Source organism: Mesorhizobium sp. 131-2-1, assembly GCF_016756535.1.
Classification (GTDB): domain Bacteria; phylum Pseudomonadota; class Alphaproteobacteria; order Rhizobiales; family Rhizobiaceae; genus Mesorhizobium.
Genome location: NZ_AP023247.1, coordinates 4,228,529 through 4,250,948 on the forward strand (window position 1 = coordinate 4,228,529; position 22,420 = coordinate 4,250,948).

The following is a 22,420-nucleotide window of genomic DNA, read 5'->3' on the forward strand; positions in this document are numbered from 1 at the left end:
GAATCCGATCATGCGCAATAGGGATGGAGATATGGTCTGCTGTGGCGCTTTCGTCGCCAAGGCAGGCGACGTTCGTGCAATGACGCTGCGCCGGGCGCCTTCCGATGTGACGCCGCCCTGCAAAAGTGTCGATACGGGGGACCCAGTCATGACCGACAATAAGCCGAACACAGACGTTACCAAGGATTGGCAAGCGACGCAGGGCCAGAAGTCCAGCGCCACGCGCCTCCGCCTTTTCGCCGCGCTCTCGTGGATCGTTGCCATTGGCGGCGAGATCGCCGGGGTTGTTTTGCTCTACCGGCACAAGTTCGACCACGGAAACCTGCCGCTGCTGATCGGCATTCTGGTCGGGATCGCGATTTTCGCCATCGCCGGCAACTTGCTTTGGAAGGCGGCCAACAGGCATGATCCGGCCCGCGCCTCCGAGCCATTCAGGTTCTTCGTCCAGAACCAGCTTGGCGCGATCATCACGCTGATTGCCTTCCTGCCGCTGGTTCTCCTGATCTTCACCGACAAGAACATGGATCCGCAGAGCAAGAAGGTTGCCGGCGGCGTCGGCGCTGTGCTGGCCGTGCTCGCGACTGTCATCGGGGTGAGCTTCCAACCCCCATCGGTCGAGCAGTACACCCAGGACATGAACGCGTGCGCGACCCAGATCAAGGCGGGGCAGCCGACCACAGCGTGTTCGCCCGAGGTCGCCGCCCAGGCGCAGGCGATCGCCACCGACTCCGCCGCGGTGACCGCGGCGACCAAGGACCCGGCACATCCCAATGGTCAGGATGTCGTGTACTGGATCGCGCCGGAAAACGGAGCCGCGAAGTCCGAGACGGAGCATGTCTTCCACCTCTGCGCAGCCGTCAGTCCGCTGAAGGACAAGACCGTGAACAGCGGCACCGTGACGGAAGCCTACGCCCAGAACGCCATCCGCATCACCAAGCAGATCGAGATGGAACAGAAGCAGTGCGGGTTCACAACGGCAACGCCAGCGCCCGCGCCGGCGGCCCCCGCGCCGGCGCCGGCGCAGTAAATCCGACAGCGTGCAGGCGCGCCCGGCCGGACGCGCCTGCCGCATGACGGTAAAGCGGCATGGCCTTTGCCTGAATGGGCTGACCGCAGCCGTGGAACTAACCGGCCTATAGTCTTCTAAAGAAGCCGGACAGAATATTCGGACCCGCTTCGCCGGGCCGCAGCCTGATCCCGTCCTCGAAGCAGTTCAGCGTCACGCACTCGAAGCCGTTGTCTGCGAGCAGCGCCACCAGCGAGTCACGGTCGAAGTGATGCAGGTGCTCGTCGGGCAGACGCATGCGCCACGTGCTGAACCACGCGTCGCCGTCGGCGCCGAGCTCACGCCAGCGGCAATAGGGGACGGCGACGGCCAGGTGGCGGGCCTGAAGGCGGGCGAGGAAACTGAGATCCGGGATGTGCTCGAGCACGTCGAACATCGCCACGAGATCCCACGCGCTGGCGAGCGCCTCATCCCAATCGACAAAGCGGACGCCCTTGGGCAGCGGAAACCTGGCGATGTCGCAGCCGGCGCAGTCGGGGACCCCGGTTATCTTCGCGGCTTCGATGAATGTGCCGGTGCCATATCCGATCTCCAGAACGGACCGGGGAATCTCGCCGGTGATCCCCAGCACCCAGCCAAGCCGCTGATATCCGAGCTTGATGGTCCGGTCGCTCAGGTCCTCGTAATAGGAAATGTACTGCTTGTCGTACTTGATCGGCGTGAAGTCGATCTGGTGGATAACGCCAAACCTGTCCACCTCGTAATTGTCCAACATTGGCGTGCGGCCTCCGGATTCAGAATTCCTTACATGGCGCGGCTAAACGCAACGTAACCGGCCGTGCCGGCTGGCCAAATCCTGGCCGGTTGGCAATCGGCCTCCTGATCACCCTCGACTTGCCGTGACCAGCCGCATTGCCTTCCACGCCGGCTCGCACAATAGTTGTGCCGATGTTGCAGGCGATAGCGAGTCACTGGTCCGAGCTTATCCTGATCCTCTCGTTGGCGATGGCGGCCGTCGGCATCGTCCACGCCATCATGACGAAGGAAGACGTGCGCGCCGCCACCGGCTGGGTGGGCGTCATGCTGCTGTCGCCCTTCCTCGGCGCCATCATCTACGCCATCGCCGGCATCAACCGCATCCGCCGCGCGACGATCAGCGCCATGCGGCCGCTTTCCGGCGAGGCGGCCCTGGCAAAGCAGGAGCGCGACATTGCCGCCGAAGCCATGATCGCGGCACGATATGGCCAGCGCTTCGCCGGGCTGAAGACCCTGGGCGACAGGGTGGCGCGGCGGCCGATGACGTCCGGCAACACGATCGCCGTGCTCAAGACCGGCGACGAAGCCTATGCGGCGATGTGCCTGGCGATCGACGGGGCGCAAAGAAGCGTCCTGCTCGAGACCTACATCTTCGACAATGACGCAGTCGGGCAGATGTTCGTCGAGTCGCTTGGCCGTGCCGTCAAGCGCGGCGTAACCGTTCGCGTGCTGATCGACGCCGTCGGCGTTCGCTATTCGGTGCCGAGCATCCTCAAGCAGCTCGAGGAAGCGGACGTCACCACCGACCTCTTCAACGGCAACATCGTCATGGGGTTGAGACTCCCCTATGCCAATCTAAGGACGCACAGGAAGATCCTCATCGTCGATGGCGCGGTGGCGTTCACGGGAGGCATGAACATCCGCAAGGGGTTCTCCGACGAATTCGCCGGCTCCGACAGTTCGCGCGATACGCATTTCGAGGTGACCGGGCCGGTGGTCGCCGACCTGTTCTCGGTGGCGGCCGAGGACTGGCGCTTTGCCGGCAACGAGGCAATGACAGATGCGGTCTGGCAGGTGGAAAAGCTCACGCCGCTCCTCGGTCAGCCGATGCTGGTGCGGGCGGTGGCAACGGGGCCGGACGCCTCCAACGAAACCAACCATAAGTTGCTGATGGGCGCGTTTTCGGTCGCGCGCAAATCGATCCGCATCATGTCGCCCTATTTCCTGCCCGACCGCGAACTGATCAGCGCGCTGACGACGGCCGGCCGGCGCGGCGTCGAAATCGACATCGTCGTGCCGGCGGTGAACAATCTCTTTCTCGTCGACCGCGCGATGACGGCGCAGTTCGACCAGGTGCTGAAGCATTATTGCCGGGTGTGGCGCCACGAAGGCGCCTTCGACCATTCGAAGCTGATGGCAATCGACGGCGTGTGGGCCTATGTCGGTTCTTCCAATCTCGACGCCCGCTCGCTCAGGCTGAATTTCGAGATCGACATGGAGGTCCTGGATGAAAGCTTTGCCGCCGAGATCGACGCGCGCATCGGCGCGGCAATCGCGTCCGCCCAGCCGGTGACGCTTGAGACGTTGAAAGCCCGCCCCTTCATCATCCGCGTCTTCGACCGGTTGCTCTGGCTGGGATCGCCCTATCTATAGCGCAAGGAACAGAGCAGCAGGACCATGGAGATAAATGGACGCACCCTCCCGGAGACTGTGCTCCTGTCGATCCGCCACCGAAAGGCGCGGAAGGCAAAGGCAACGCCGCGCAAGCGGGTCGACGGCGCCGAGATGGTGGTCGCTTCCTACAACGTCCACAAATGCATCGGCACCGACCGCAAATTCGACCCCGAACGCACCGCGCGCGTCATCCGCGAAATCAGTCCCGATGTCATCGCCCTGCAGGAGGCCGACAACCGCTTTGGCGACCGTGCCGGGCTTCTCGATCTTCAGCGTCTCGAACTGGAGACAGGCCTGGTGCCGGTGCCGGTTTCCGGCAACGGCAAAGGCCATGGCTGGCGCGGCAATGTGCTTTTGTTCAAGCGCGGCACCGTGCGCGACGTCCACCAGATCAAGCTGCCGGGGCTGGAGCCGCGTGGGGCGCTCGTCGCCGAAATCGACCTCGACGAGAAACGGGCGCTGCGCGTCATTGCCGCCCATCTCGGCCTGTTGCGTCGGTCGCGCTCCGAACAGGCGCGCGTCGTGCTCGACATCATGAGCAGCGCGGATGAACGGCCGACGCTGCTGCTCGGCGACCTCAACGAGTGGCGGCTGGGCAACCGCTCGGCGCTGAACACGCTGCACACCACCTTCGGCCCGCCGCCGGTCGTGCCGACCTTTCCCTCGGGCCTGCCGGTGCTTGCGCTCGACCGGATCATGGGCAACCGCGACGGCATGGTCTCAGCGGTGGAAGCGCATGACACGCCGCTGTCGCGGGTGGCCTCCGATCACCTGCCGCTCACCGCCTTTGTGCATCTATAAACCCGGCCCTCACCCCTCCCGCAGCCAGACCAGCATCTCGCCGGGGTCGCGATTGTCCCAGGCATAATAGGGAACCGCCTTCACCCTTGCCTCCTCCAGGGCCGGCGGGTCGTCACGGTAAAGGCCGTTGCGCCAATCCTCCGACGCCTCCCGGCTGCCAGTGGCCGAAAGCGTGACGATGCCGCCGAGAAGGTTCGGCTCGTGATGCGCCTCGATCTCCGCCGTCCGCGGCAGGCTGATGCGGTGCAGCTGGCCAGGATTGTCGGCCTCCTCGACGCAGTAGATCAGCGGGCCGCGCGCCAGCGCCACGCGGCCGATGTCCTGCCGCACCTCCGGATTGGCGAACAGGCGGGAGATCGACATGTCGAGGTCGAGCTCGACGCGGTCGCCCTTTTGCCATTCGCGTTCGATCGCCGCGTAGCCGTCGCTCGATGCGGCATCGAGGTCCACCGCCTTGCCGTTGACCTTGAGTGCCGCCTTGCGGCACCAGGCCGGCACGCGCAGATGCAGCGTGAAGGTGGCCGGCGCCTCCGGCTCGACGCGGATCGAGACCGCGCCGTCCCAGGGATAATTGCTGGTCTGGACCAGGGTCACCGGCTTGCCTGATATCTCGAAGCGGGCCGTCGAGTCGCCATAGAGATGGACGGCGAGCGCATCGTCGGCGAGGCCATAGAAATAGCTGCCGATCGACGCCACCATGCGGCCGATATTGGGCGGGCAGCACGGGCAGCGGTGCCATTTCCAGCGATTGTGCCTGCCGCGGCTTTCCAGCGGGTTCTCGTAGAAGAACAGCGAACCGTCGAGCGACAGGCCGGAGATCGAGCCGTTGTAGAGCGCGCGCTCCATCATGTCGGCGTAGCGCGCGTTCGGCCCCATGCCGAGCATACGGCTCGACCAGAACACGAGGCCGACGGCGGCACAGGTCTCGGCATAGGCTGTCTCGTTGGGCAGGTCGTAATCGCTGGTAAAACCCTCATTGTGCGCCGACGGGCCGAGGCCGCCGGTGACGTAGAGGCTTTTGGTCGTGAGATCGTCCCACAGCCGGTCGAGCGCTACACGCAGCGTATCGTCGCCATATTCGGTGGCGACGTCGGCCATGCCGGAGAACAGATACATCGCCCGCACCGCATGGCCGACGACCTTGTCCTGCTCGCGCACCGGCCTGTGCGACTGGTTGTATTCGTAGGTCTTGAAATGATAGGCCTTCGGGTCGGCGCCGCGGGCGCGCGCCTCCTCGTCGAAATAGTGCGGCTGCTGCCCGCGCTGGTCGATGAAGTACTTTGCCAGGTCCATGTATTTCTGCTCACCCGTCGCCCGCGACAGCTTGACCAGCGCCAGCTCGATCTCCTCATGGCCGCAATAGCCCTTCTTCTTGCCGGGCTCGGGGCCGAAATTGTCGGCGATGTGGTCGACATAGCGGCACATGATGTCGAGCAGCTTGCGCTTGCCCGTCGCCTGGAGATAGGCGACGGCGCCCTCGATCAGATGGCCGGCGCAGTAGAGCTCGTGGCAGTCGCGCAGATTGGTCCAGCGCAGGCCGGGTTGGATGCGCTGGTACCAGCTCGACAGGTAGCCGTCGGGCTGCTGCAGTTTGCCGTAGAGGTCGATGACGGCGTCGATCTTCTTCTCCAGCGCCTCGTTGCGGCGGCGGTAGAGCGAATAGGCGGCGGTCTCGATGGTCTTGCCCCAGTCGGAGTCCCAGAACATCTGCGTCGTCACGGTCGAACCGGTGAAGCCCGGATTGGCGGCCTCGTCCGGCGAGGGCGAATGGAAGGGGATGACGACGCCCGGCGACGGCCGGTCGGGGTCGATCTGCTCCAGCATGCGGGCCTCGACGCAGCGCTCGTAGAGGATCTCGGCGGTGCGCGAGGCGACCGCGTCGACCCGGTCGCCCCAGAAGCCGCGCACGTCGACCTGCGGCACCGGCAGCGGACGGAAGGCGAGGCTCAGTCTGCCGGTCTTTTGCGCGGCGGATTCTTGCGCGGCGGATTTTTGGGCGGTCATCGGCATGCTCCATTCAATGTCGAAAGTGTCGGTCGAGCGCGGCTCATTTCACGGCCCCGGCCATCAGGCCGCGGATATAGAAGCGCTGCAGCGCCAGGAAGAGGATCAGGCAGGGCACCATCATCACGGTGACGCCGGCCTGCACGGCGCCCCAGTCAATGGCGCCGAAGCGGCCGGACTGCAGCGCCGTCATCATGATCGGCAGCGTGAACTTCGACTGGTCGGTCATCAGCACGAGTGCTGCCAGGAACTCGTTCCAGGCGCCGAGGAAGGCGAACAGCGCGATGGTGACGATGCCCGGCCAGACCAGCGGCAGCATGACCCGCAAGAGCATGGTGACGTTGTTGGCGCCGTCCATGCGGGCTGCCTCCTCGATCTCGCGCGGCACTGCGTCGAAGGCGTTGCGCATCATGAAGATCGAGAACGGCAGCTGCAGCGTGACATAGACGAAGACCAGCCCGGTCAGCGTGTTGTGCAGGCCGACCTTGGTCAGCACCAGGAAGATCGGCGTCAGGATCGACTGGAACGGGATCATGATCGTCGACAGGATGATGACGAAGAGCATGTCCTTGAACGGGAAGCGGAAGCGCGAGAAGCCGTAGCCGGCGAGCACGCTGACGATGACGGAAAACACCACCGTCATTACCGAGACGTAGATGCTGTTTTGCGCCGGCAGCCAGAGCCCGTCGCCGAAGGTGTTGAGCGTGCCGTAGTTCTCGACCGAGAAGCCGGATGTCGGCCAGGGCGGCAGCGGCGGCAGGCGCGCCTCCTGTGACGGCTTGAAGGCCGACAGCACCGTCCAGACGATCGGCGCCAGGAACAGCAGCGAGGCGGTGATGCCGGTGGCGTGCTCGGCGATGCCGAGCCGAATGCGGCTGCTGCGGCTGCGTGCCTGCGCCATCAGTCGACCCCCTCGGGTTTGCGCAGCAGCCAAAGCTGGAAGAGGCTGAGCACGACGAGGATCATCAGCAGGATCATCGAAAGTGCCGCGCCATAGCCGAGCTTGAACGACACGAAGGACTGGTTGAAGATCCAGTAGACGGCGGTCAGCGTCTGGTTGCGCGGGCCGCCGCGCAGGATGATGTAGAACTGGTCGAAGGCGAGGATGGAGCCGGCGACCGACAGGATCAGCGCCAGCGCCAGCGTGCGGCGCATCAGCGGCAGGGTGATGGCGCGAAAGCGCGCGAACGGCCCTGCCCCGTCGATCATCGCCGCCTCCTGCAGTTCCGACGGGATCGACTGCAGGCCGGTCATCAGGATGATCATGGTGAAGCCCGCCACCTTCCACACCACCATGGCGATGATCGACCAGAAGGCCGGCTGGAAGGTAGCCAAGAGATTGAATTTCTTCTCGGTCAGGCCGAGATCGTAGGCGGCCGGGCTGAACAGGCCGGAATCGACGTTGAGCAGCCACGACCAGAGCAGGCTCGCCGAGGCAAAACCGATGACGGCCGGCATGAAGAAGGCGGTGCGGTAGACATTGGTGAGCGCCCGCGGCCGCTCGATGAAGATCGCCAGCGGAAATGCGACGGCGAAGATCGCGATCGTCACCACCAGCGTGTACCAGCCGGTGAAGCGCAGCGCGTTCCAGAAGCGGGTGTCGCGCAGGATCGCCCAGTAATTGTCGAGGCCGACATAGGAGTGCTCGCCCATCAGCGGCCAGTTGTGCAGCGACATCCACGCCGTCATGCCGAGCGGGATGATGAAGAACACGGTGACCAGCGCCACCGCCGGCGCGACATAGAGCAGGCCGATCCATTGCCGGCGCCCGGCGCCGACCAGTTTTCGGGGGCGCGCGGGGGCGGACGTTTCTGCCGTGATGGTGGTCATGGGTAAGCGCTCACTTTCCTTCTCCCCTTGTGGGAGAAGGTGGATCGGCGCGCAGCGCCGAGACGGATGAGGGGTGCGCGACGGAGTACCGTCCTTGCCAAGCTGGAACACCCCTCATCCGTCGCCTTCGGCGACACCTTCTCCCACAAGGGGAGAAGGTGGGAGCCAACCTTCCGGCGCGCCGCGATACTGATAGGTAAGTGCTGTCTCAACGCGAAAAACCCTGCCGTTAGCGATGCAATCTCCGGCCGCCCGTCCAGGGAGACGGGTCGGGCGGCCGGGTTGTGGTCCGCGAGGAGAAGGCGTGCCTTCCCTGCCCGCAGGCCGTAACGCCTATTTCTGCGGTGCCTGGTCGATGATCGACTGCATGGTCTCTTGCGCATTCGATATCGCGCCGTCGACATCGTCGCCGAAGAAGACCTCGTTGACCATCTGCGTCCACGGGCCGTTAGCGGAGTTGATCAGGTCGTTGAACACCACCGTATAGGGCGTGCGACCCTTGGCCATCGCCTCGGCGGCGATCTGGTAGCGCGGGTCGAGATCCTTGAGCGCCTCCTTGGCGATGTCGCCGCGCACCGGCAGGCTGCCATATTTCGCCAAGAGGGTTTGTCCTTCGAGCGAATAGGCGAAGTCCAAAAATTCCTTCACCACGGCGAGCTTCTTGGTGCCCTTGGTGACGACGAAATTGTCGCCGCCGGCGAAGGACGACCAGCCGCCATCCTTGCCCGGCAGGAAGGTGACGCCGTAGTCGACATTGGGATACTGGGTGTTTAGCGCGCCGATGGCGAAGGCGCCGGACGGCGAAATGCCGATATTGCCGGCGGCGAAGGCGGCAAAGAAATTGGCGCCAGTGTCGGTCTGCGCGCCCGACGGCACCAGGTCCTTCTTGACCATCGAGCGGTAGAGGTCGATGGCGCCGCGCAGCTGCGGGCTGTCCAGTGTCGCCTTGGAGCCGTCCTCGGTCAGGATGTCGCCGCCAGAGGCCCAGACCAGCGGCGTGAAGGTGAAGATGTTGCAGCCGCCGCAATTGCCGGAGAAATAGAAGCCCTTGATGTCGCCGCCGAGCGCGTTGACCTTCTCGGCGTCGGCCTCGATCTCGGCCCAGTTGGTCGGCCCCTTCTCGGGGTCGAGGCCTGCCTGCTTGAACAGCTTCTTGTTCCAGATCAGCACCGAACTATCGGCCGAGAACGGCAGGCCGTAGATGCGGCCCTTATAGGTGCCGGTCTTCACATGCGCCGGCGACAGGCTGGCGAAATAGGGCAGCGACTTCGCCCAGTCGGTGATGTCCTCGAGCTGGCCGGCGGCCGAGAAGGATGGCGTGTAGATCAGGTCCAGCGAGAGCGCGTCGGGCGCTGTGCCGCCAGCGGCGGCCGCACCGTATTTCGGGATGATCTCGGCATTTGGGATGATGTCGAGCTTGATCTGGTTCTCATGGCTCTTGTTGAAGGCATCGACGATGCGCGGCATGAAGTTGGAGCCGTCGGCGCGCACCCAGATGTTGGCGGTGTCGGCGGCGAAAGCGGGCAGCGCAAAGATGCTCGCGGCGAGCGCGAGCCCGGCAATCATGGTCTTCATGGTTCTCCTCCTCATTGGTTCTCCTCCCAGTTCGGCCGCGCTTGCAGCGCTGGCCCGTTAGCCGCCCGGCGGACGGCCGCATGACTGACGCGCCACCAGCCGGCACGGCAGTTTCCGTATGCCCGGCGTGGCCGGTTGGCCGCCGACGAGCGAAAGCAGAGCGAGCCCGGCCTCGCGCCCGAGCGCAGCCAGGTTCATGTCGACCGAGGTCAGCGGCGGGCGCGTCGCCTCGGCCACGATCTCCCAATTGTCGAAGCCGATGACGCCGACATCCTCGGGCACCCGGATGCCGCGCTCGCGGAGCGCATCGATGACGCCGCGCGCGATCTGGTCGTTGCCGCAGAAGACGGCGTCGGGTCGCTCGCCCGCCTTGCCGTCGAACAGTTTCGCCACCGCCTCATGCCCCCAGCCCTCCGACCAGGCGCCGAGCAGCGGCTCGGCAACCGGCAGGCCGTGCTCGATAAGGACATCGCGGTATGCCTGCGCCCGCGCGTGCACCACGGCGAAGCTCGCCGGCCCGCTGACATGGGCGATGCGCCGGCGACCGAGCCGACAAAAATGCTCGACCGCCAGCCGGGCGCCGCCGGCATCGTCGGAGACGAAGGCGACCGAGCCGGGATCGGGCTGGGTGAAGGCATAGATGACGGGAATGCGCAGGTTGGAGAGGTCGATCGGCAGATGGCGGTCGATGCGCTTGCCGGTGGCGATGATGCCGTCAACGCGCTTGTCGAGCATGGCCTCGACATGCAGCTGGCCAAGCCGCGGATCGTCCTCGACATTGCACAGGAACACCGAGACGCCGGCATCGACCAGCGCGTCGGACACGCCGGCCATCAACGGCAGCGAGAAGCGGCCGTAAGTATCGTTGGTGAGCAGCCCGACGGTGAAGGAGCGCTTGCGCAACAGGCTCTGCGCCAGGCTGTTCGGGCGGAAGCCGAGTCGCTGCGCCGTCTCGCGGATGCGCTCGCGCGTCTCCGCGGTCATCCGCCCCTGCCCGTTCAGCGCTTTTGACGCCGTCGCCACGCTGACGCCGGCGGCCGACGCCACCTCACGCAGGGTGACCGGGGCGGAAGCTGGCGCTGGCGAGGCGTCGGAGGACATGTGTCGAGGCGCATCCTAAAGGTGGGAAAAGGTTTTCTCTTATCGTCCTGCGCGGTGTTGACTGGTGAGGTCAATGCGCTTCGGGCAATTTGGGAAAAGGTTTTCTCAGAGGGAGACTAGGGGAAGGTGCCGGGGTTGGCAAGGGGATAACTTTGGTTATTTGGCGCGCCTGAGATCTCTTAGTGCCGTCATCGATGACCGCTTCGCGCCAAAGCTAGATCGGAAATCCTTGTAGGGAGGCCAGCGAATTGCAGATCAGCACGAGCTTGCCCTTGACGCCTCCCTGACCGAGCAACTCCTGGGCGCGACGAGCCTCGATCAATGGCATCCGCTCGGCCACCATCGGCTTGATCTTCCCATCACGAAGCAGCTCGAGTAGGGCGCCGAGATCTTCGCGGAACCAAGCGAGCTTCCACCGTTTCAAGTATTGTATGCTATAGGGGAGTATGCGCCGTCGGCCTGGTGACACGAAAGCGCGGACCGCGTACCACGCCGGTCGCAATATTCCGCGAAGACGATAACGCAAGCCCCCTGCCAGTTGGCCCTTCTGCAGAAATGAAGTGAAGCCATAGGCTATGACGCGGCCACCAGGCCTCAGAGTCCGAAACGAACGCCAGACATTGGCTTCGCCGACCCCGTCGAAGACGACATCCACGCCGTCGTTTGTCAGGCGATGGATCTCTTTGACGAAGTCGGCCCGCTGGTAGTCGATCGGCGTGGCCCCGAGATCGGATACGATCTGATGAGTTGCAAGAGATGCAGTCCCATACATCTCCAGACCTGCCAGGCGGCCGAGTTGCAGCAGAGCCGTCCCCACTCCGCCGGCCGCGCCATGAATAAGGACCCGTTGTCCCGGTGAGGCATGCCCAAAGCGATGCATCATCTGATAGGCCGTAACGTAGTTCAGCACGAGGCTAACTGCCTCTGCGGGATCAACACCAGTTGGAACCGGAGTGAGTTCACCTTCCGGCAGGCAGATGAACTGGGCGTAGCCACCATGAATGGGCAACGCCGCAACCATTTTGCCAACCATCGTATCGGACGCGCCCTCTCCGGCCTCATCCACGATGCCTACGATGTCCCATCCTGGCGTGAATGGCAGGGTCGTCTTTTCCGGATGAATCCCCTCTCGCATTAGTAGCTCTGCGAAGGAGACGCCGGCGGCGATTGTTTGCACCCGCAGTTCACCCGATGCCGGATGGGGCGCGTCTTCCTCCACAATCTCCAGAACTTCAGGTCCGCCATAGTGACGAACAACGATGCGCAGAGACTTCATAGCAGGCTCGGTCCAGATTGGACTCCTCCATCGAGGCAACCTCAGATGAAAAGATAGCGCGCGCTGGTATGAAGCGACTTGCTCCAGATCAACCCGCGAGAAATCGGTCGCCCGAGTGCGTCTCCAATCCGATTTGCAGTAGCGCGCCGCCCCGCAGCAGCGCCGGTGACGGATGGAATTTCAGGAGACACCATGTAGTGTACGGCCGCCACTCGATCTTGAACTCACGTCTGGTCGCAGCGGGTCAAAAGCAGCCCATCGCGGTTTGCTCCTCTGACCGCCAGCCATACGCAATCAGCGGTCCCGCCCCACCATTCCACCCGGAGATCGAGCGCACGCTGGTATGACGCGGCCCTGCCCGGCCGCGCCTATTTCTTGGCGCCGCCGAGACCGGTCCTGGTCATTTCGCCCCAGCCCTGGTCGCCGCGCAGGAATTGCCACCAGCCCTTCACGCGCCAGAAATTGTTGAGCTGGCGGTAGCCGAAATTCTCGATCACGGCGACGGCCGAGATGCGGCGATGAGTTGCCCGTTCCGGCGGCCGGCTCAAGCGGCGACCCGTTGCCGACATCAGCGCGGACAAGTGCCAGTTGCGGGGTCTTCAGGAAGGAAGAAGCTTCGCCGCTCGCAAGCGGTGAGTTCGCGAGGGACGGTGCGCCGGGCGAAGTCAATGAGGTCCTTGGGTGTCTGGAAGACGCGAACGATGCGGACACCTTTTTCGCCGGCAACAATTGCAACGTGGGTGCCGTCGGAACTGAAAGCTGCGCGTGTAAAGCCCAGTAGAACGGTTGCTTCGTCGTGGCTGTCAAGGACGGCAATCTGGCGCCCCGATTGCGTCGCCCATAGCCGGACCGTGCGATCTTTCGAGGACGCGGTCACGACATACAAACCGCTGGGACTGAACTGGGCGCTGTCCACCGCGCCGCTGTGGCCCCTTAGAACGGCCCTTTCCAACCCGCCAGCGACGCTCCAGATCCGGACGGTTCCATCGCGCGAGCCGGTCAGCAGCGACTGACCGTCGGGGCTGAAGGCGACGACCGCTACCGCGCCGGTGTGTCCCTCCAGCGTCCTGACGTTTGCTCCGTCCGTGGTCGACCAGATTCGGGCCGTGTGGTCGAGTGAGCCCGTGGCGACGAGTTGACCGTCCGGGCTGAAGGCCGCTGCCGTGATGCGATCCTGATGCCCCGCAAGAGCCCTGAGCTCGGCTCCGCCCGTCGTCAGGAGGTGGCCCGCATTGTCTTCCCTGGCCGAGAGGATCAGATTTCCGTCAGGACTAAGAATGGCCTGCGGCAGATTGCTGCTTGTATTGATGACCGCCAGCTCGGTGCCGTTCGCCGCGTCCCACAGCTGCGCGGTGCCATTCATCGATGCGGAAACCAGCGATTTGCGGTCGCGACCAAACTGGATCTGGATCAGTCCGCCATGCGCTTGGAACCGGGCGGTCTCCTGTCCCGTGGCCACATCCCAAATTCGGACCTGGCCGCCAAGGGAGGCCGTCGCGGCGCGCCTTCCATCGGGACTGAACGTCGCGTTCTGAACGATCTCCTGTGTATCGAGCCGGATTGTCTCGCGCCCGCTTACAACATCCCACAGGTGCGCCGCGCTGTCGCCGCCGCCGGTCAGCAGATGGACATTGTCGGGACTGAAGACCGCGAAAGTCGGCCGGTATTCATGCGAGAGCGCGGTCGTCAGGGCGCCGTCGACATCCCACAGCCGAGCGGTGCCATCGTGTGAAGCAGTGAGAAGAATGTTGCTGTCAACCGGGCTGAATTCCAGATGCTCGACCAAAGAGTCATGACCGGCGATCGTCGTCACCAACGAGACGCGTTCAGCGTCCCAGATGCGGATCGGCCCATTGATCGAGGCGGTCGCCAGGAAGCGGTCGTCCGGGGTGAAAGCACCGTTCATCTCCACATCGCGTTCATCTGTGTCGATGTCTGGCTTCAACCCCGAAACCTCCTGGCCGAGCACATCATCCAGCGTTCCCAACGCTCCATCCCAAATCCGGGCAGTGCCATCGAGGGATACCGTGGCGATTCGCCGACCCCCGTGACTGAAAATCACGCCGTTCAATTGCGTGTCGCTCTTGCTGCCGGCCAACTTTGCGATCTCCGTTCCTTTCGACAAATCGAAAAGGCTGGAGGTGTCGCGGTGTGAATGCCAACCCCACGGGCCGGCCAGCATCCGGCTTCCGTCCGGGCTGAACGCCAGGCTGTAGGGCCAGGAGGTCACTCGGATTGACTGCGTCAGCGCGCCGTCTGAGGAATTCCAGATCGAAACAAAATGCTTGCCCGCCGTCGCGAAGCTGCGGCCATCTGGACTGAAAGCAGCACGCGTATATGCGTCGCTCCTTACACCCAGCACTTTCTTTCCGGTCCGAGCATCCCAGAGCGTTGCATCGCTGTTCTCCCCCGCTGTCAGCACCCGGGTGCCATCCGGGCTGAAGATTGCCGTCGGATAATTGCCTACCGGCCGCAGGATGAAGAGCTGTTCTCCCGAGACGGCGTCCCAGAGGCGTGCAGTGCCGTCCCTCGCGGCCGTCAGGATGCGGCTCCCGTCCGGGCTGAATTCAGCCCTCTCCACGACCTCCTCATGACCTTTCAGAACTTCAGTTTCGGCACCGCTGGAGATGTCCCAGACGCCTGCGGTTTTGTCGTAGGATGCGGTGACGATGCGATCGCCGGTCGGATTGAATGCCGCATACGTCACGCCGGCGCCATGCCGGAAGATTTTGATCTGTTGGTGCGCCAGCAGAGCCTTGTAGAGGGCTGCCTCCGCCTCGAAGAGATATGGCCGCTCGGATTGGTCTTTCGAGGGCAGTGCTTCAAGCCCCAACAGGATCGCAGCCTCGGTGTTGCCTGCCGCGGTGGACTGCTCCGAAAGGAACGAGAGCGAAAGAGACTGATTGCGCAGCGCCTGGTCTCGTTGCCACCTTGCCTCCTCCTGCGCCCTGAAGGCGACCAGTGCACCTGCGCCCGCCATGAGAGCGAGCATTATCGCCACGATCGCGGCGTTGCGTGTACGTCGGGCAAGCCGGTTTGCCGCGGCAGCCGCGAGGTTCCGGCGCTCGGCTTCGCGCTCCAGGCGCTCGCGTTTTGCCTCTTCGGCGGCCGCGATCAGCGCCAGCTCTGCGTGCCGGTCCTTCTCCTCTTTCTGCCGACAGGCACGCAAGGACTCCTCGATGTATTCCAGGACGTAATCGTCGACCTCCTCCCGTCTTGACAGCATCAACTCTTCGCCCTCCGCCAGACGTTTGCCGGACGGAAGCAGAAGCTCTCTATTCCTGTTCTCCAGGTGCCACCGGTGGGCGTCAGACCTCAGGCGTTCGCGCGTCTCGAGGAAATTGCGGTTTGCATTCACAATGTCACCGGCGCGCGGCCAGCGCCTCAACAGTGCTTCATGTGCAACGCGGACCAGGACATGTCCTGCGGCGTCCTCATCGCTGACGAGGAGCCGAGCGTCGATCAGGGCCCTGACGAGGGCCGATCGCGCGGGAGTGCCTGCAACTTCGGTGAACATGGCCGGACGTGCCGTGACCGTTTCATCGCCCGGACTTGCCGTGATGAGGGCGCGCAGCACCGCGGGTAAGGCCTCCTGGATCCCGGGCGCGAGCAAGTCCACGACTTCATCGGCGCGGCGCGCGATTGCGCCTTCGAGCCCGCCGAGTGCGCGATAGTGCGCAAAGGTGAGAACGCGGCGCTCGCGGCCGGCCTCGTACAACGCGTCGAGCACAAACTCGAGAAGCGGCAATGATCCGGGATCGGCAGCTGCTGCCTCCTGCAGCACATCATCGAGCCGCCCCAACTCGGCACTCTCCTCGAAGCGGAGCCCGGCAACGCGCGCCGGTTCGCGGATGATCTGGGCGATCTCTGGGCCAGTCGGCGGCAGGAGTTCGTAGCTGGCGAGGCCGTCCTTGAGCACCGAGAAACCCGGGACCTCACCGCAGCGATGAAAAAAGTCCGAACGGATCGCCGCGATCACCCAGACCAGTCCGCTCGCGGCCAGCACAGCCATGAGCCGCACAAGGGCCTCGCGCGTCGCCGGCTGCTTCTCCGTCGTGAATAGCTCCTCCAGCTGATCGATGGCGACAAGCAATCTGATCTGCGAGCGGGCCGACCCGGCGGCCTTGCCAAGCGCCTTTCGGACCATCGCCAGCGCCCGATCCGGCGCGCTCCTGCAAAGCAGAGCCAACTCCGCGGCCGTTACTTCGCAGGACAGTTCCGGCAAAGCAGCCTCGCCAAGCAGTGCCCCAGCCAGCACAGCGAATGCATCCGGTCCTTCAGAGAGGCGGATCAGGCAGCGGCGCCACAAGGATATGCCCGCCACGGCTCCAGGCCGGATCAATGACGGCAGCAGACCAGCGCGCAGGAGGGAAGACTTGCCGCAACCGCTCATTCCGTAGATGAGCAGGAATGCCGTACCGCCTGCTGCTTGCTGCTCCAGTCTTGTAGTGCAGGCAGCAATCGCTCGCGCTCGACCGAAGAAGAGGTCGGCATCTTCGAATTCGAAGGCATCGAGACCGCGAAATGGCGACCTGACCGGCTCTTCCGAAGCAAGGGGTACGCGGTAGATGCGCAAGGCGCGCGCGACGTTCTTCAGCTTGTGCTCGCCGAGATCGACGAATTCCAGCGAGAGTCGGTCTTGAGCCTGGGCGTGGACCGCGTCGGTGACGCAAATCCCGCCCGGCCGTGACAATTTTTGCAGTTGAGCGGCGACCTCGACGGCCTCACCCGCGAGGTGGTCGCCCTCGGCGACGACATAACCCAGGTGAACGCCGATGCGGAAGTGCAGGCGCTTTGTCTCGGGAACTTCGCAGTTCCGCCTATCGACGTCACGCTGGATCTCGCTCGCACACCGCATCGCCTCGACTGGGCCGGTAAACTCGGCGACCACGCTCTCTTTGGCGTTCCAGAACACGCGACCCGCATGTTGAGCCAGCAGCCGGTCGATGATCTGCCTGTACGCCCGGAAAGTTGCAGCAGAGATTCCCGCATCCTTGCCTGTCGGCCGGCCGTCAGCGGCTGCTTCGGCGGCCAGGATAGCGGCCATTCTCGGTCCGGCATTTGAGGGAAGCACCAGCCTGTAACCGCGCCTCGGCACTGTCTGCACGACGGCCTGCCGATTGTCGTTGAGCGCGGCACGGATCTCGTGAATGCATTGCACCAGGCTGTCATCGGTCACGGCTATCCCGTTCCAGACCGCCTTCATCAGGTCGTCCTTGGTGATGACGCGGTCAGCGTTCTCCAGAAGGTGACGAAGCACCGCGAAGGTCTGGTGGCGAAGTGCGATTGTCCTGTTGGACTTGTCGCGCAAGGTCTCGCTGCTCAGATCGGCGGTAACGCCGTTGAGTACGAACGTCGTGGGCGGCGAGCTATACAAGCCGATTCCCTCAAGCACGAAGCCGCAGTCCAATTCTTCGATCTTAGCATGGTTTCGCGCTGCGAAGAGTCACCACCATCCAGTCCGGCGGGGAGCGCAGATTTCGGCGAATGATCGGAAGCCGTTCGTGACCCGGGAGACGCCGCGGACCGACAATTGCATTGTCAGCGGGAGGGCTCGTCATGGACTACTTGGTTCCGATTGCTCGACGTGCGGGTGCAAGACCGGTGCTATGGCTCGCCGGCGTCTGCCTGCTCACACTGTTGTTCGCGGCGACGCCCCGGGCTCACTCGACCGACCGTCCAGCACGCGATCTGGCCGAAGTCGATCTGCAATTGATCCTTGCCGTCGATGTCTCGCCCTCGATGAGCAACGTTGAGCAGAAGGTGCAGCGCGACGGCTACGTCGCTGCCTTCCGCCACGCGGACATCGCCAGGGCAATCGGGTCGGGAGAGCGGGGTAGAATCGCAGTGCTTTATCTGGAGTGGGCCGGGCCACGCCAACAAACAGTCGTTTTGCCGTGGACAATCGTCAAAGGCAGCGAGGACGCTCTGAATTTGGCGGACGAACTCGCGGCGCTGCCGTTGACTGAAGGCCGAGGAACGTCAATTTCCGGCGCATTGTCGGCCGCAAATGCTCTGTTCGCGAAAAGTGGCCTGCGCAGCCCGCGCAGGGTCATTGATGTCTCCGGCGACGGACCCAACAATGCCGGAGCAATCCTTGGCCCCATCCGGCAGGTCCTTCTCGCGGAAGGCGTGACGATCAACGGGCTGCCAGTCGCCTTGCCCCGAGCTGGCGGGGTCGGCGGGTTTGCAATGTACGACCGTTCCTACCTACAATCCTATTTCGAGCGCTGCGTCATTGGCGGACCAGACGCATTTACAATCGGCGTCACCGAGGCCGCAACGTTCGCCACCGCAGTCCGTCAAAAGCTGGTGCGCGAAATCTCAATGAGCACGGGTCAGGTAATCTACGCCGACTACACCGCGCGTTCAGACCGCACGGTCGATTGCAACGTGATCGCTCAGTTGCCGGGCCGGTAACGATAGGGGTGACCGCGATGTCGCCGACCTTCGCGCCTAGCAAATCGGCAACTGTTTTGCGCCATGACCGGAGATTGCATGGCTAGCATGTGCCTCATCATGCCCGCAGCTTGTCGAGCAAGGCCTTGGCCTCTTTCAGATCGAGCGTGTCGAAGCCCTCGGTGAACCAGCCGTAGGTCGGCGCGAGCAGGTCATGCGCCTCCGCGCGCTTGCCCTGTGCGGCCAAAAGGCGCGCAAGCGATGTGGCGGCGCGGAGCTCCCATGATTTGGCACCTTGCTCACGAGACCGTTCGATCGCTTGGCGGAACGAGATTTCAGCCTCGTGCCAATCGCTTGGTTCCGCGGCAGCGCATATGGCACCTCGGAGCCGCAGCAATTCGGCATCGCACCACTGCTCGCGGGTCCGGTTCACCTGGTCGAGAGCCCGATCGATCAGGCGCACGCCGTCCGATGAGCGATTGACACTCCCGAGCACCTCCCCGAGGAATCCCATCGTGTACGCCTGCGTCACTTGCGTTCCGACGGCCTGCATCAGAGCCAGGCTATCCTCAATTTGGGCGATCGCTCGCTCCTTATGGCCCTGCTTCGCCGAGAGCCATCCCTTCTGCTGGGCGGCCATGGCAACCCAGAAGGGATACGCCTGCTCGGTCGCGAACGTGAGCGCACGGTCGATCTGCTCCGCGGCTTCGGCCACCTCGCGTCGGAATAGTCGTAGCCACGCAGCCCATACCAGCACGTAAGCGCGGCTGAAGGGGTGCGCCAATCGCTCGGCCAAGATAAGGGCGTCTTCCATCCGGGCCAGCGCCTGGTCGGGGTAGCCAAGGTGCCAAAGCACGGCTGACCCACGACATAAGCAAATCGGTCCGGGATCCTGGCCGTAGAGGGCGAGATGAGCTCGGTGTCGCTGTGGGCGATACGCTTCGGAGGCCAGATCTAGATGTTTCCGTGCCTCCCTGAAGTCGCCGCGCCAAGAAAAGCTGACCCCCCGAGCATAATGGGCTTCGACCATCCACACGGGATCGCTACTCTGCAGGGCAAGGTCGAGAAGCCGTCCGCTCAGCTCGTGCGCCGACGTGAGTTCGGCGCGCGTGGCCGAGTAGATGGCCAGGCCGAGCAGAACCGGGAAGACATCCGCATCTTCTGGCATCACCTCGCAAAGGCGGCGCGCCCGAGAATAAACCGGCTCGACTTCGGCATTTGCGTAGCCATTCTTGGCAGTGAGCACGCGGCCCAGCACCGTTAGCGCTGCGAGCTCGCGCCGCTGGCGCTCCGGGCCCGCAGGGAGCGTTTCGATTAAGTTCAGCGCTTTCTGCAGATGGCTCTGGGCCTCATCGTTGGCCGAACGGTCGTTGGCGCTCTCTCCCGCGCGCTGCCAATAGCTGATGGCCTGAAGAGAGAGGCCTGCAGCCGTATAGTGCTGAGCCACGATCTCGGGCTCGTGTTCGACGACCTCACGGAAATGCTGCTCGAGCGCGCGGGCGATCCGGGTGTGCAGCTCCTGGCGGCGACTGCGCAGCAAGGTGGCATAAGCGGCATCTCCCACCAATGCGTGCTTGAAGATGCAAGTCGCGTGCGGCGGCCGACCGCGCGCGATCACGAGTTCGGCGCTGATTAGTTGGTCGAGGGCGCCCTGCAGTTCCCGTTCCTCGCGCTGCGCGACCGCCGCTAGCAGCTCATAAGAGAATTCGCGGCCGATGGCGGCGCCAATCTGCGCGACCTCCCGCGCTGGCGTCATTAGCCGATCGAGCCGCGCCACCAGAGAATCCTGCAGGGTTGCAGGGATCGCCAACGGTGGCAGCGGGCCCGAGAGCGCGTAGCGGTCGCCTTCGTCGGTCAGCACGTCAGATTCAATTACCGCCTTGGTCACCTCCTCGAGGAATAGGGGCACGCCGTCTGTCTTGGCCACCATCTGCTCGAGCAACTCGCCCGGCAGCGCCTTGCCCCCGGTCAACCGCTCCACCAGGGCGACGCCCTGCCGGCGGCTTAAGCGGTTCAGCGTGAGCGAGGTGACCTGTGGGTGGCCGATCCAATGCGGCACGAACTCGGGGCGGAAACTGAAGATCGCCAATACTGCAAGGCGGGGGATCTGGGGGACCAATCGGTCGAGAAGCTCTAGCGAAGTTGGATCAATCCAGTGGATATCCTCGAAAACCATCAGCACGGGCTGGCGGGCCGCCAAGCCAATAAGCTGCCGGGCCAGAGCCTCCAGGGTCAGATCCTTCTGGCGCTGAGGGCTGAGGTTCAGGGGTGGGTAGCGGCTGCCTACCGGGAGCGAAAGAAACGCCGACAACAAGGGGGCGACGTCCCGGACCTTGTCTGTGGACCGCGCCAGGAGGCGCTCCAGCTTGTCGAGTTTTGCGCTCGGCGAATCGTCTGGATGGAAGCCAGCCGCGCGGGTGAGCTGGACAATCGACGGGCGAAGGGCGCTATTTGCGTGGAACGGCGAGCACTGGCAGCGGATGCGGATGTGCGGCCGGTCCCGCACGCGCTCGCGGAGCGCCTGAATCAGGTGCGACTTGCCGATGCCGGGCTCCCCGGAGAGCAGGACCATCTGCCCCTCGCCGGACGCGGCCTTGCTCCACAGCTCCGCGAGCAGAGCAAGCTCGTGCTCGCGCCCAACTGTGGGGGCGAGGCCGCTCGTCGCGCGCGCTTCGAACCGAGTCTCGGCCGTACTCTCGCGAAGCACGCACCACGCGCGGACCGGGGCGTCGAACCCTTTCAGCTCGTGCAGGCCCAGGTCGGCGAACTCGAACAGCCCGCCGAGCAGTCGGCGCGTCGCGAGCGGGATCACGATCTGGCCGGGCGCCGCCAATGCTTGCAGCCGCGCCGCTAGGTTCGGCGACTCGCCGACCACCGCTTCCTCCTGCGCCGCTCCCTCGCCGATGAGATCGCCCACCACCACCAGCCCCGTTGCGATGCCGACACGTACCGCAAGCGCCCCTTGCGCCGGGGTCGCGAGCCTTGCGATCGAATCAATGACCGCCAGCCCCGCCCGCACGGCTCGCTCTGCGTCCTCCTCATGCGCCTTTGGATAGCCGAAATACACCAGCACGCCGTCGCCCATGTATTTCGCCACAAACCCGCCAAAGCGACGCACGGCGTCGGCAACGCACTTCTGATAGGCCGCAATCACTTCGCGCAAATCCTCAGGGTCCATTCGCGCGGAGAGTGCTGTCGAGCCGACGAGGTCCGAGAACATCACGGTGACCTGCCGGCGCTCAGCGATGTCCTTCGCGGCATTGTCGATTGCCAGAGGCGCATCGGATAACAGCTGCGTTTGTGCGCTTGCTTGAGCGCGCAGGGCTGCGATGGCGTCGAGCAGCTTACGACGATGCCCGACAAATCCGACGCCAAGGTCCTTCAAGTCCTCGGCCGTCAACCTCGGCAGGATCGTGTCGTCGATCTTATTCTCGCGGAAGGCGGCCTCATACTGTTCGAGGCCATGCCTCCGCAGCCAACCTCCGACGTCCATGGCAGCGCCCCTGGCTTGCCTGCCCACGCATGATCCACCAGGGGAGACATCCTGTCTAGGACCGGGTTCTGAATGACCGGTTTGGGTCAAAGCAGGACATCATGCCGTCTGAGCCGGGCCACAGCGATGAGCAGCCCCAACCTGCCATTCCAACCCTTCGCGCTTTCTGCTTGAATACCCCCAACATTGCACGGAGTACCGCCGCCATCCCCACCGATCCCTTCGCTCCTCTCCGCCAGCGCTTCCTCGCCCGCTGCGCCGATCAGCTCGCCGAGCTGAAGGCCGCGCGTGAGGCTCCCCTGCCCGGCAACGATCCGCTGATCAGGCTCGCCCACTCGCTCGCAGGTGCGGCCGGCACGTTCGGGTTTCCGCAGATCAGCGCGCGGGCGTCGGCGCTGGAGACGCTGCTGGTCGAGCAAGCGGATGGCGGCGCCATTGGCGCGGCGCTCGATGCGCTCATCGCGGAGATCGAGCGCGCGCTGCAATGACGCGGCTGGCCGGGCGC

15 protein-coding genes are annotated in these 22,420 nt (G+C 64.3%); 5 read left to right on the plus strand and 10 right to left on the minus strand.

The annotated features are described in order from the left end of the window. Positions 1-148 precede the first annotated feature (148 nt). A complete protein-coding gene (locus JG743_RS20500; RefSeq protein WP_202292581.1) occupies positions 149-1,027 on the plus strand; it encodes a hypothetical protein in 879 nt (292 codons plus the stop codon). A 106-nt stretch (positions 1,028-1,133) separates the two neighbouring features. Here JG743_RS20500 and JG743_RS20505 read toward each other — a convergent pair whose 3' ends face one another. After that, positions 1,134-1,781 (minus strand): class I SAM-dependent methyltransferase, encoded by a 648-nt coding sequence (locus JG743_RS20505; RefSeq protein WP_202292582.1) that lies wholly within the window; start codon positions 1,779-1,781, stop codon positions 1,134-1,136. A gap of 173 nt (positions 1,782-1,954) precedes the next feature. Between JG743_RS20505 and JG743_RS20510 the strand changes: the two genes are divergently transcribed. Both JG743_RS20510 and JG743_RS20515 read left to right on the plus strand, forming a co-directional pair. Continuing rightward, positions 1,955-3,415, plus strand: a complete 1,461-nt coding sequence (locus JG743_RS20510) for a phospholipase D-like domain-containing protein (RefSeq protein ID WP_202292583.1) — start codon at positions 1,955-1,957, stop codon at positions 3,413-3,415. Positions 3,416-3,439: 24 nt separating this feature from the next. After that, the gene (locus JG743_RS20515; protein WP_202292584.1) at positions 3,440-4,237 is read left to right on the plus strand and encodes an endonuclease/exonuclease/phosphatase family protein; all 798 of its coding nucleotides are present in this window, start codon (positions 3,440-3,442) and stop codon (positions 4,235-4,237) included. Positions 4,238-4,246: 9 nt separating this feature from the next. On the opposite strand, the gene JG743_RS20520 is transcribed toward JG743_RS20515, so the two are convergent. The 8 genes from JG743_RS20520 to JG743_RS20555 all read right to left on the minus strand — a co-directional run bounded on the left by JG743_RS20520 (position 4,247) and on the right by JG743_RS20555 (position 17,418). After that, positions 4,247-6,241, minus strand: a complete 1,995-nt coding sequence (locus JG743_RS20520; RefSeq protein WP_202292585.1) for a glycoside hydrolase family 127 protein — start codon at positions 6,239-6,241, stop codon at positions 4,247-4,249. Positions 6,242-6,284: 43 nt separating this feature from the next. Next, positions 6,285-7,142, minus strand: a complete 858-nt coding sequence (locus JG743_RS20525; protein WP_202292586.1) for a carbohydrate ABC transporter permease — start codon at positions 7,140-7,142, stop codon at positions 6,285-6,287. Beyond that, positions 7,142-8,071 (minus strand): carbohydrate ABC transporter permease, encoded by a 930-nt coding sequence (locus tag JG743_RS20530; protein ID WP_202292587.1) that lies wholly within the window; start codon positions 8,069-8,071, stop codon positions 7,142-7,144. The genes JG743_RS20525 and JG743_RS20530 overlap by 1 nt, the downstream gene beginning before the upstream one ends. A gap of 333 nt (positions 8,072-8,404) precedes the next feature. Further along, positions 8,405-9,646 carry an ABC transporter substrate-binding protein gene (locus JG743_RS20535; protein WP_202292588.1) on the minus strand — a complete coding sequence of 414 codons (1,242 nt, stop codon included), beginning with the start codon at positions 9,644-9,646 and terminating at the stop codon, positions 8,405-8,407. Positions 9,647-9,703: 57 nt separating this feature from the next. Beyond that, positions 9,704-10,747, minus strand: a complete 1,044-nt coding sequence (locus tag JG743_RS20540) for a LacI family DNA-binding transcriptional regulator (RefSeq protein ID WP_202292589.1) — start codon at positions 10,745-10,747, stop codon at positions 9,704-9,706. Between the two features lie 214 nt (positions 10,748-10,961). Then, a complete protein-coding gene (locus JG743_RS20545) occupies positions 10,962-12,023 on the minus strand; it encodes a medium chain dehydrogenase/reductase family protein (protein ID WP_202292590.1) in 1,062 nt (353 codons plus the stop codon). Positions 12,024-12,391: 368 nt separating this feature from the next. Next, the gene (locus JG743_RS20550) at positions 12,392-12,571 is read right to left on the minus strand and encodes a hypothetical protein (protein WP_210388524.1); all 180 of its coding nucleotides are present in this window, start codon (positions 12,569-12,571) and stop codon (positions 12,392-12,394) included. A 20-nt stretch (positions 12,572-12,591) separates the two neighbouring features. Continuing rightward, positions 12,592-17,418, minus strand: a complete 4,827-nt coding sequence (locus tag JG743_RS20555; protein ID WP_202292591.1) for an nSTAND1 domain-containing NTPase — start codon at positions 17,416-17,418, stop codon at positions 12,592-12,594. Positions 17,419-17,582: 164 nt separating this feature from the next. On the opposite strand from JG743_RS20555, the gene JG743_RS20560 reads away from it, so the two are divergent. After that, complete coding sequence (locus JG743_RS20560) at positions 17,583-18,443, plus strand: DUF1194 domain-containing protein (RefSeq protein WP_202292592.1); 861 nt, start codon at positions 17,583-17,585, stop codon at positions 18,441-18,443. 97 nt (positions 18,444-18,540) lie between these two features. On the opposite strand, the gene JG743_RS20565 is transcribed toward JG743_RS20560, so the two are convergent. Next, a complete protein-coding gene (locus JG743_RS20565) occupies positions 18,541-21,915 on the minus strand; it encodes an AAA family ATPase (protein WP_202292593.1) in 3,375 nt (1,124 codons plus the stop codon). Positions 21,916-22,085: 170 nt separating this feature from the next. On the opposite strand from JG743_RS20565, the gene JG743_RS20570 reads away from it, so the two are divergent. Beyond that, positions 22,086-22,403 carry an Hpt domain-containing protein gene (locus JG743_RS20570; RefSeq protein WP_244672835.1) on the plus strand — a complete coding sequence of 106 codons (318 nt, stop codon included), beginning with the start codon at positions 22,086-22,088 and terminating at the stop codon, positions 22,401-22,403. The last annotated feature ends 17 nt before the right edge of the window (positions 22,404-22,420 follow it).

Coding starts and splice junctions, on each gene's coding strand:
- JG743_RS20560 (WP_202292592.1), top strand. CDS start 17,583: ATGGACTACTTGGTTCCGATTGCTCGACGTGCGGGTGCAAGACCGGTG.
- JG743_RS20500 (WP_202292581.1), top strand. CDS start 149: ATGACCGACAATAAGCCGAACACAGACGTTACCAAGGATTGGCAAGCG.
- JG743_RS20530 (WP_202292587.1), bottom strand. CDS start 8,071: ATGACCACCATCACGGCAGAAACGTCCGCCCCCGCGCGCCCCCGAAAA.
- JG743_RS20510 (WP_202292583.1), top strand. CDS start 1,955: ATGTTGCAGGCGATAGCGAGTCACTGGTCCGAGCTTATCCTGATCCTC.
- JG743_RS20525 (WP_202292586.1), bottom strand. CDS start 7,142: ATGGCGCAGGCACGCAGCCGCAGCAGCCGCATTCGGCTCGGCATCGCC.
- JG743_RS20565 (WP_202292593.1), bottom strand. CDS start 21,915: ATGGACGTCGGAGGTTGGCTGCGGAGGCATGGCCTCGAACAGTATGAG.
- JG743_RS20520 (WP_202292585.1), bottom strand. CDS start 6,241: ATGACCGCCCAAAAATCCGCCGCGCAAGAATCCGCCGCGCAAAAGACC.
- JG743_RS20505 (WP_202292582.1), bottom strand. CDS start 1,781: ATGTTGGACAATTACGAGGTGGACAGGTTTGGCGTTATCCACCAGATC.
- JG743_RS20540 (WP_202292589.1), bottom strand. CDS start 10,747: ATGTCCTCCGACGCCTCGCCAGCGCCAGCTTCCGCCCCGGTCACCCTG.
- JG743_RS20535 (WP_202292588.1), bottom strand. CDS start 9,646: ATGAAGACCATGATTGCCGGGCTCGCGCTCGCCGCGAGCATCTTTGCG.
- JG743_RS20515 (WP_202292584.1), top strand. CDS start 3,440: ATGGAGATAAATGGACGCACCCTCCCGGAGACTGTGCTCCTGTCGATC.
- JG743_RS20545 (WP_202292590.1), bottom strand. CDS start 12,023: ATGAAGTCTCTGCGCATCGTTGTTCGTCACTATGGCGGACCTGAAGTT.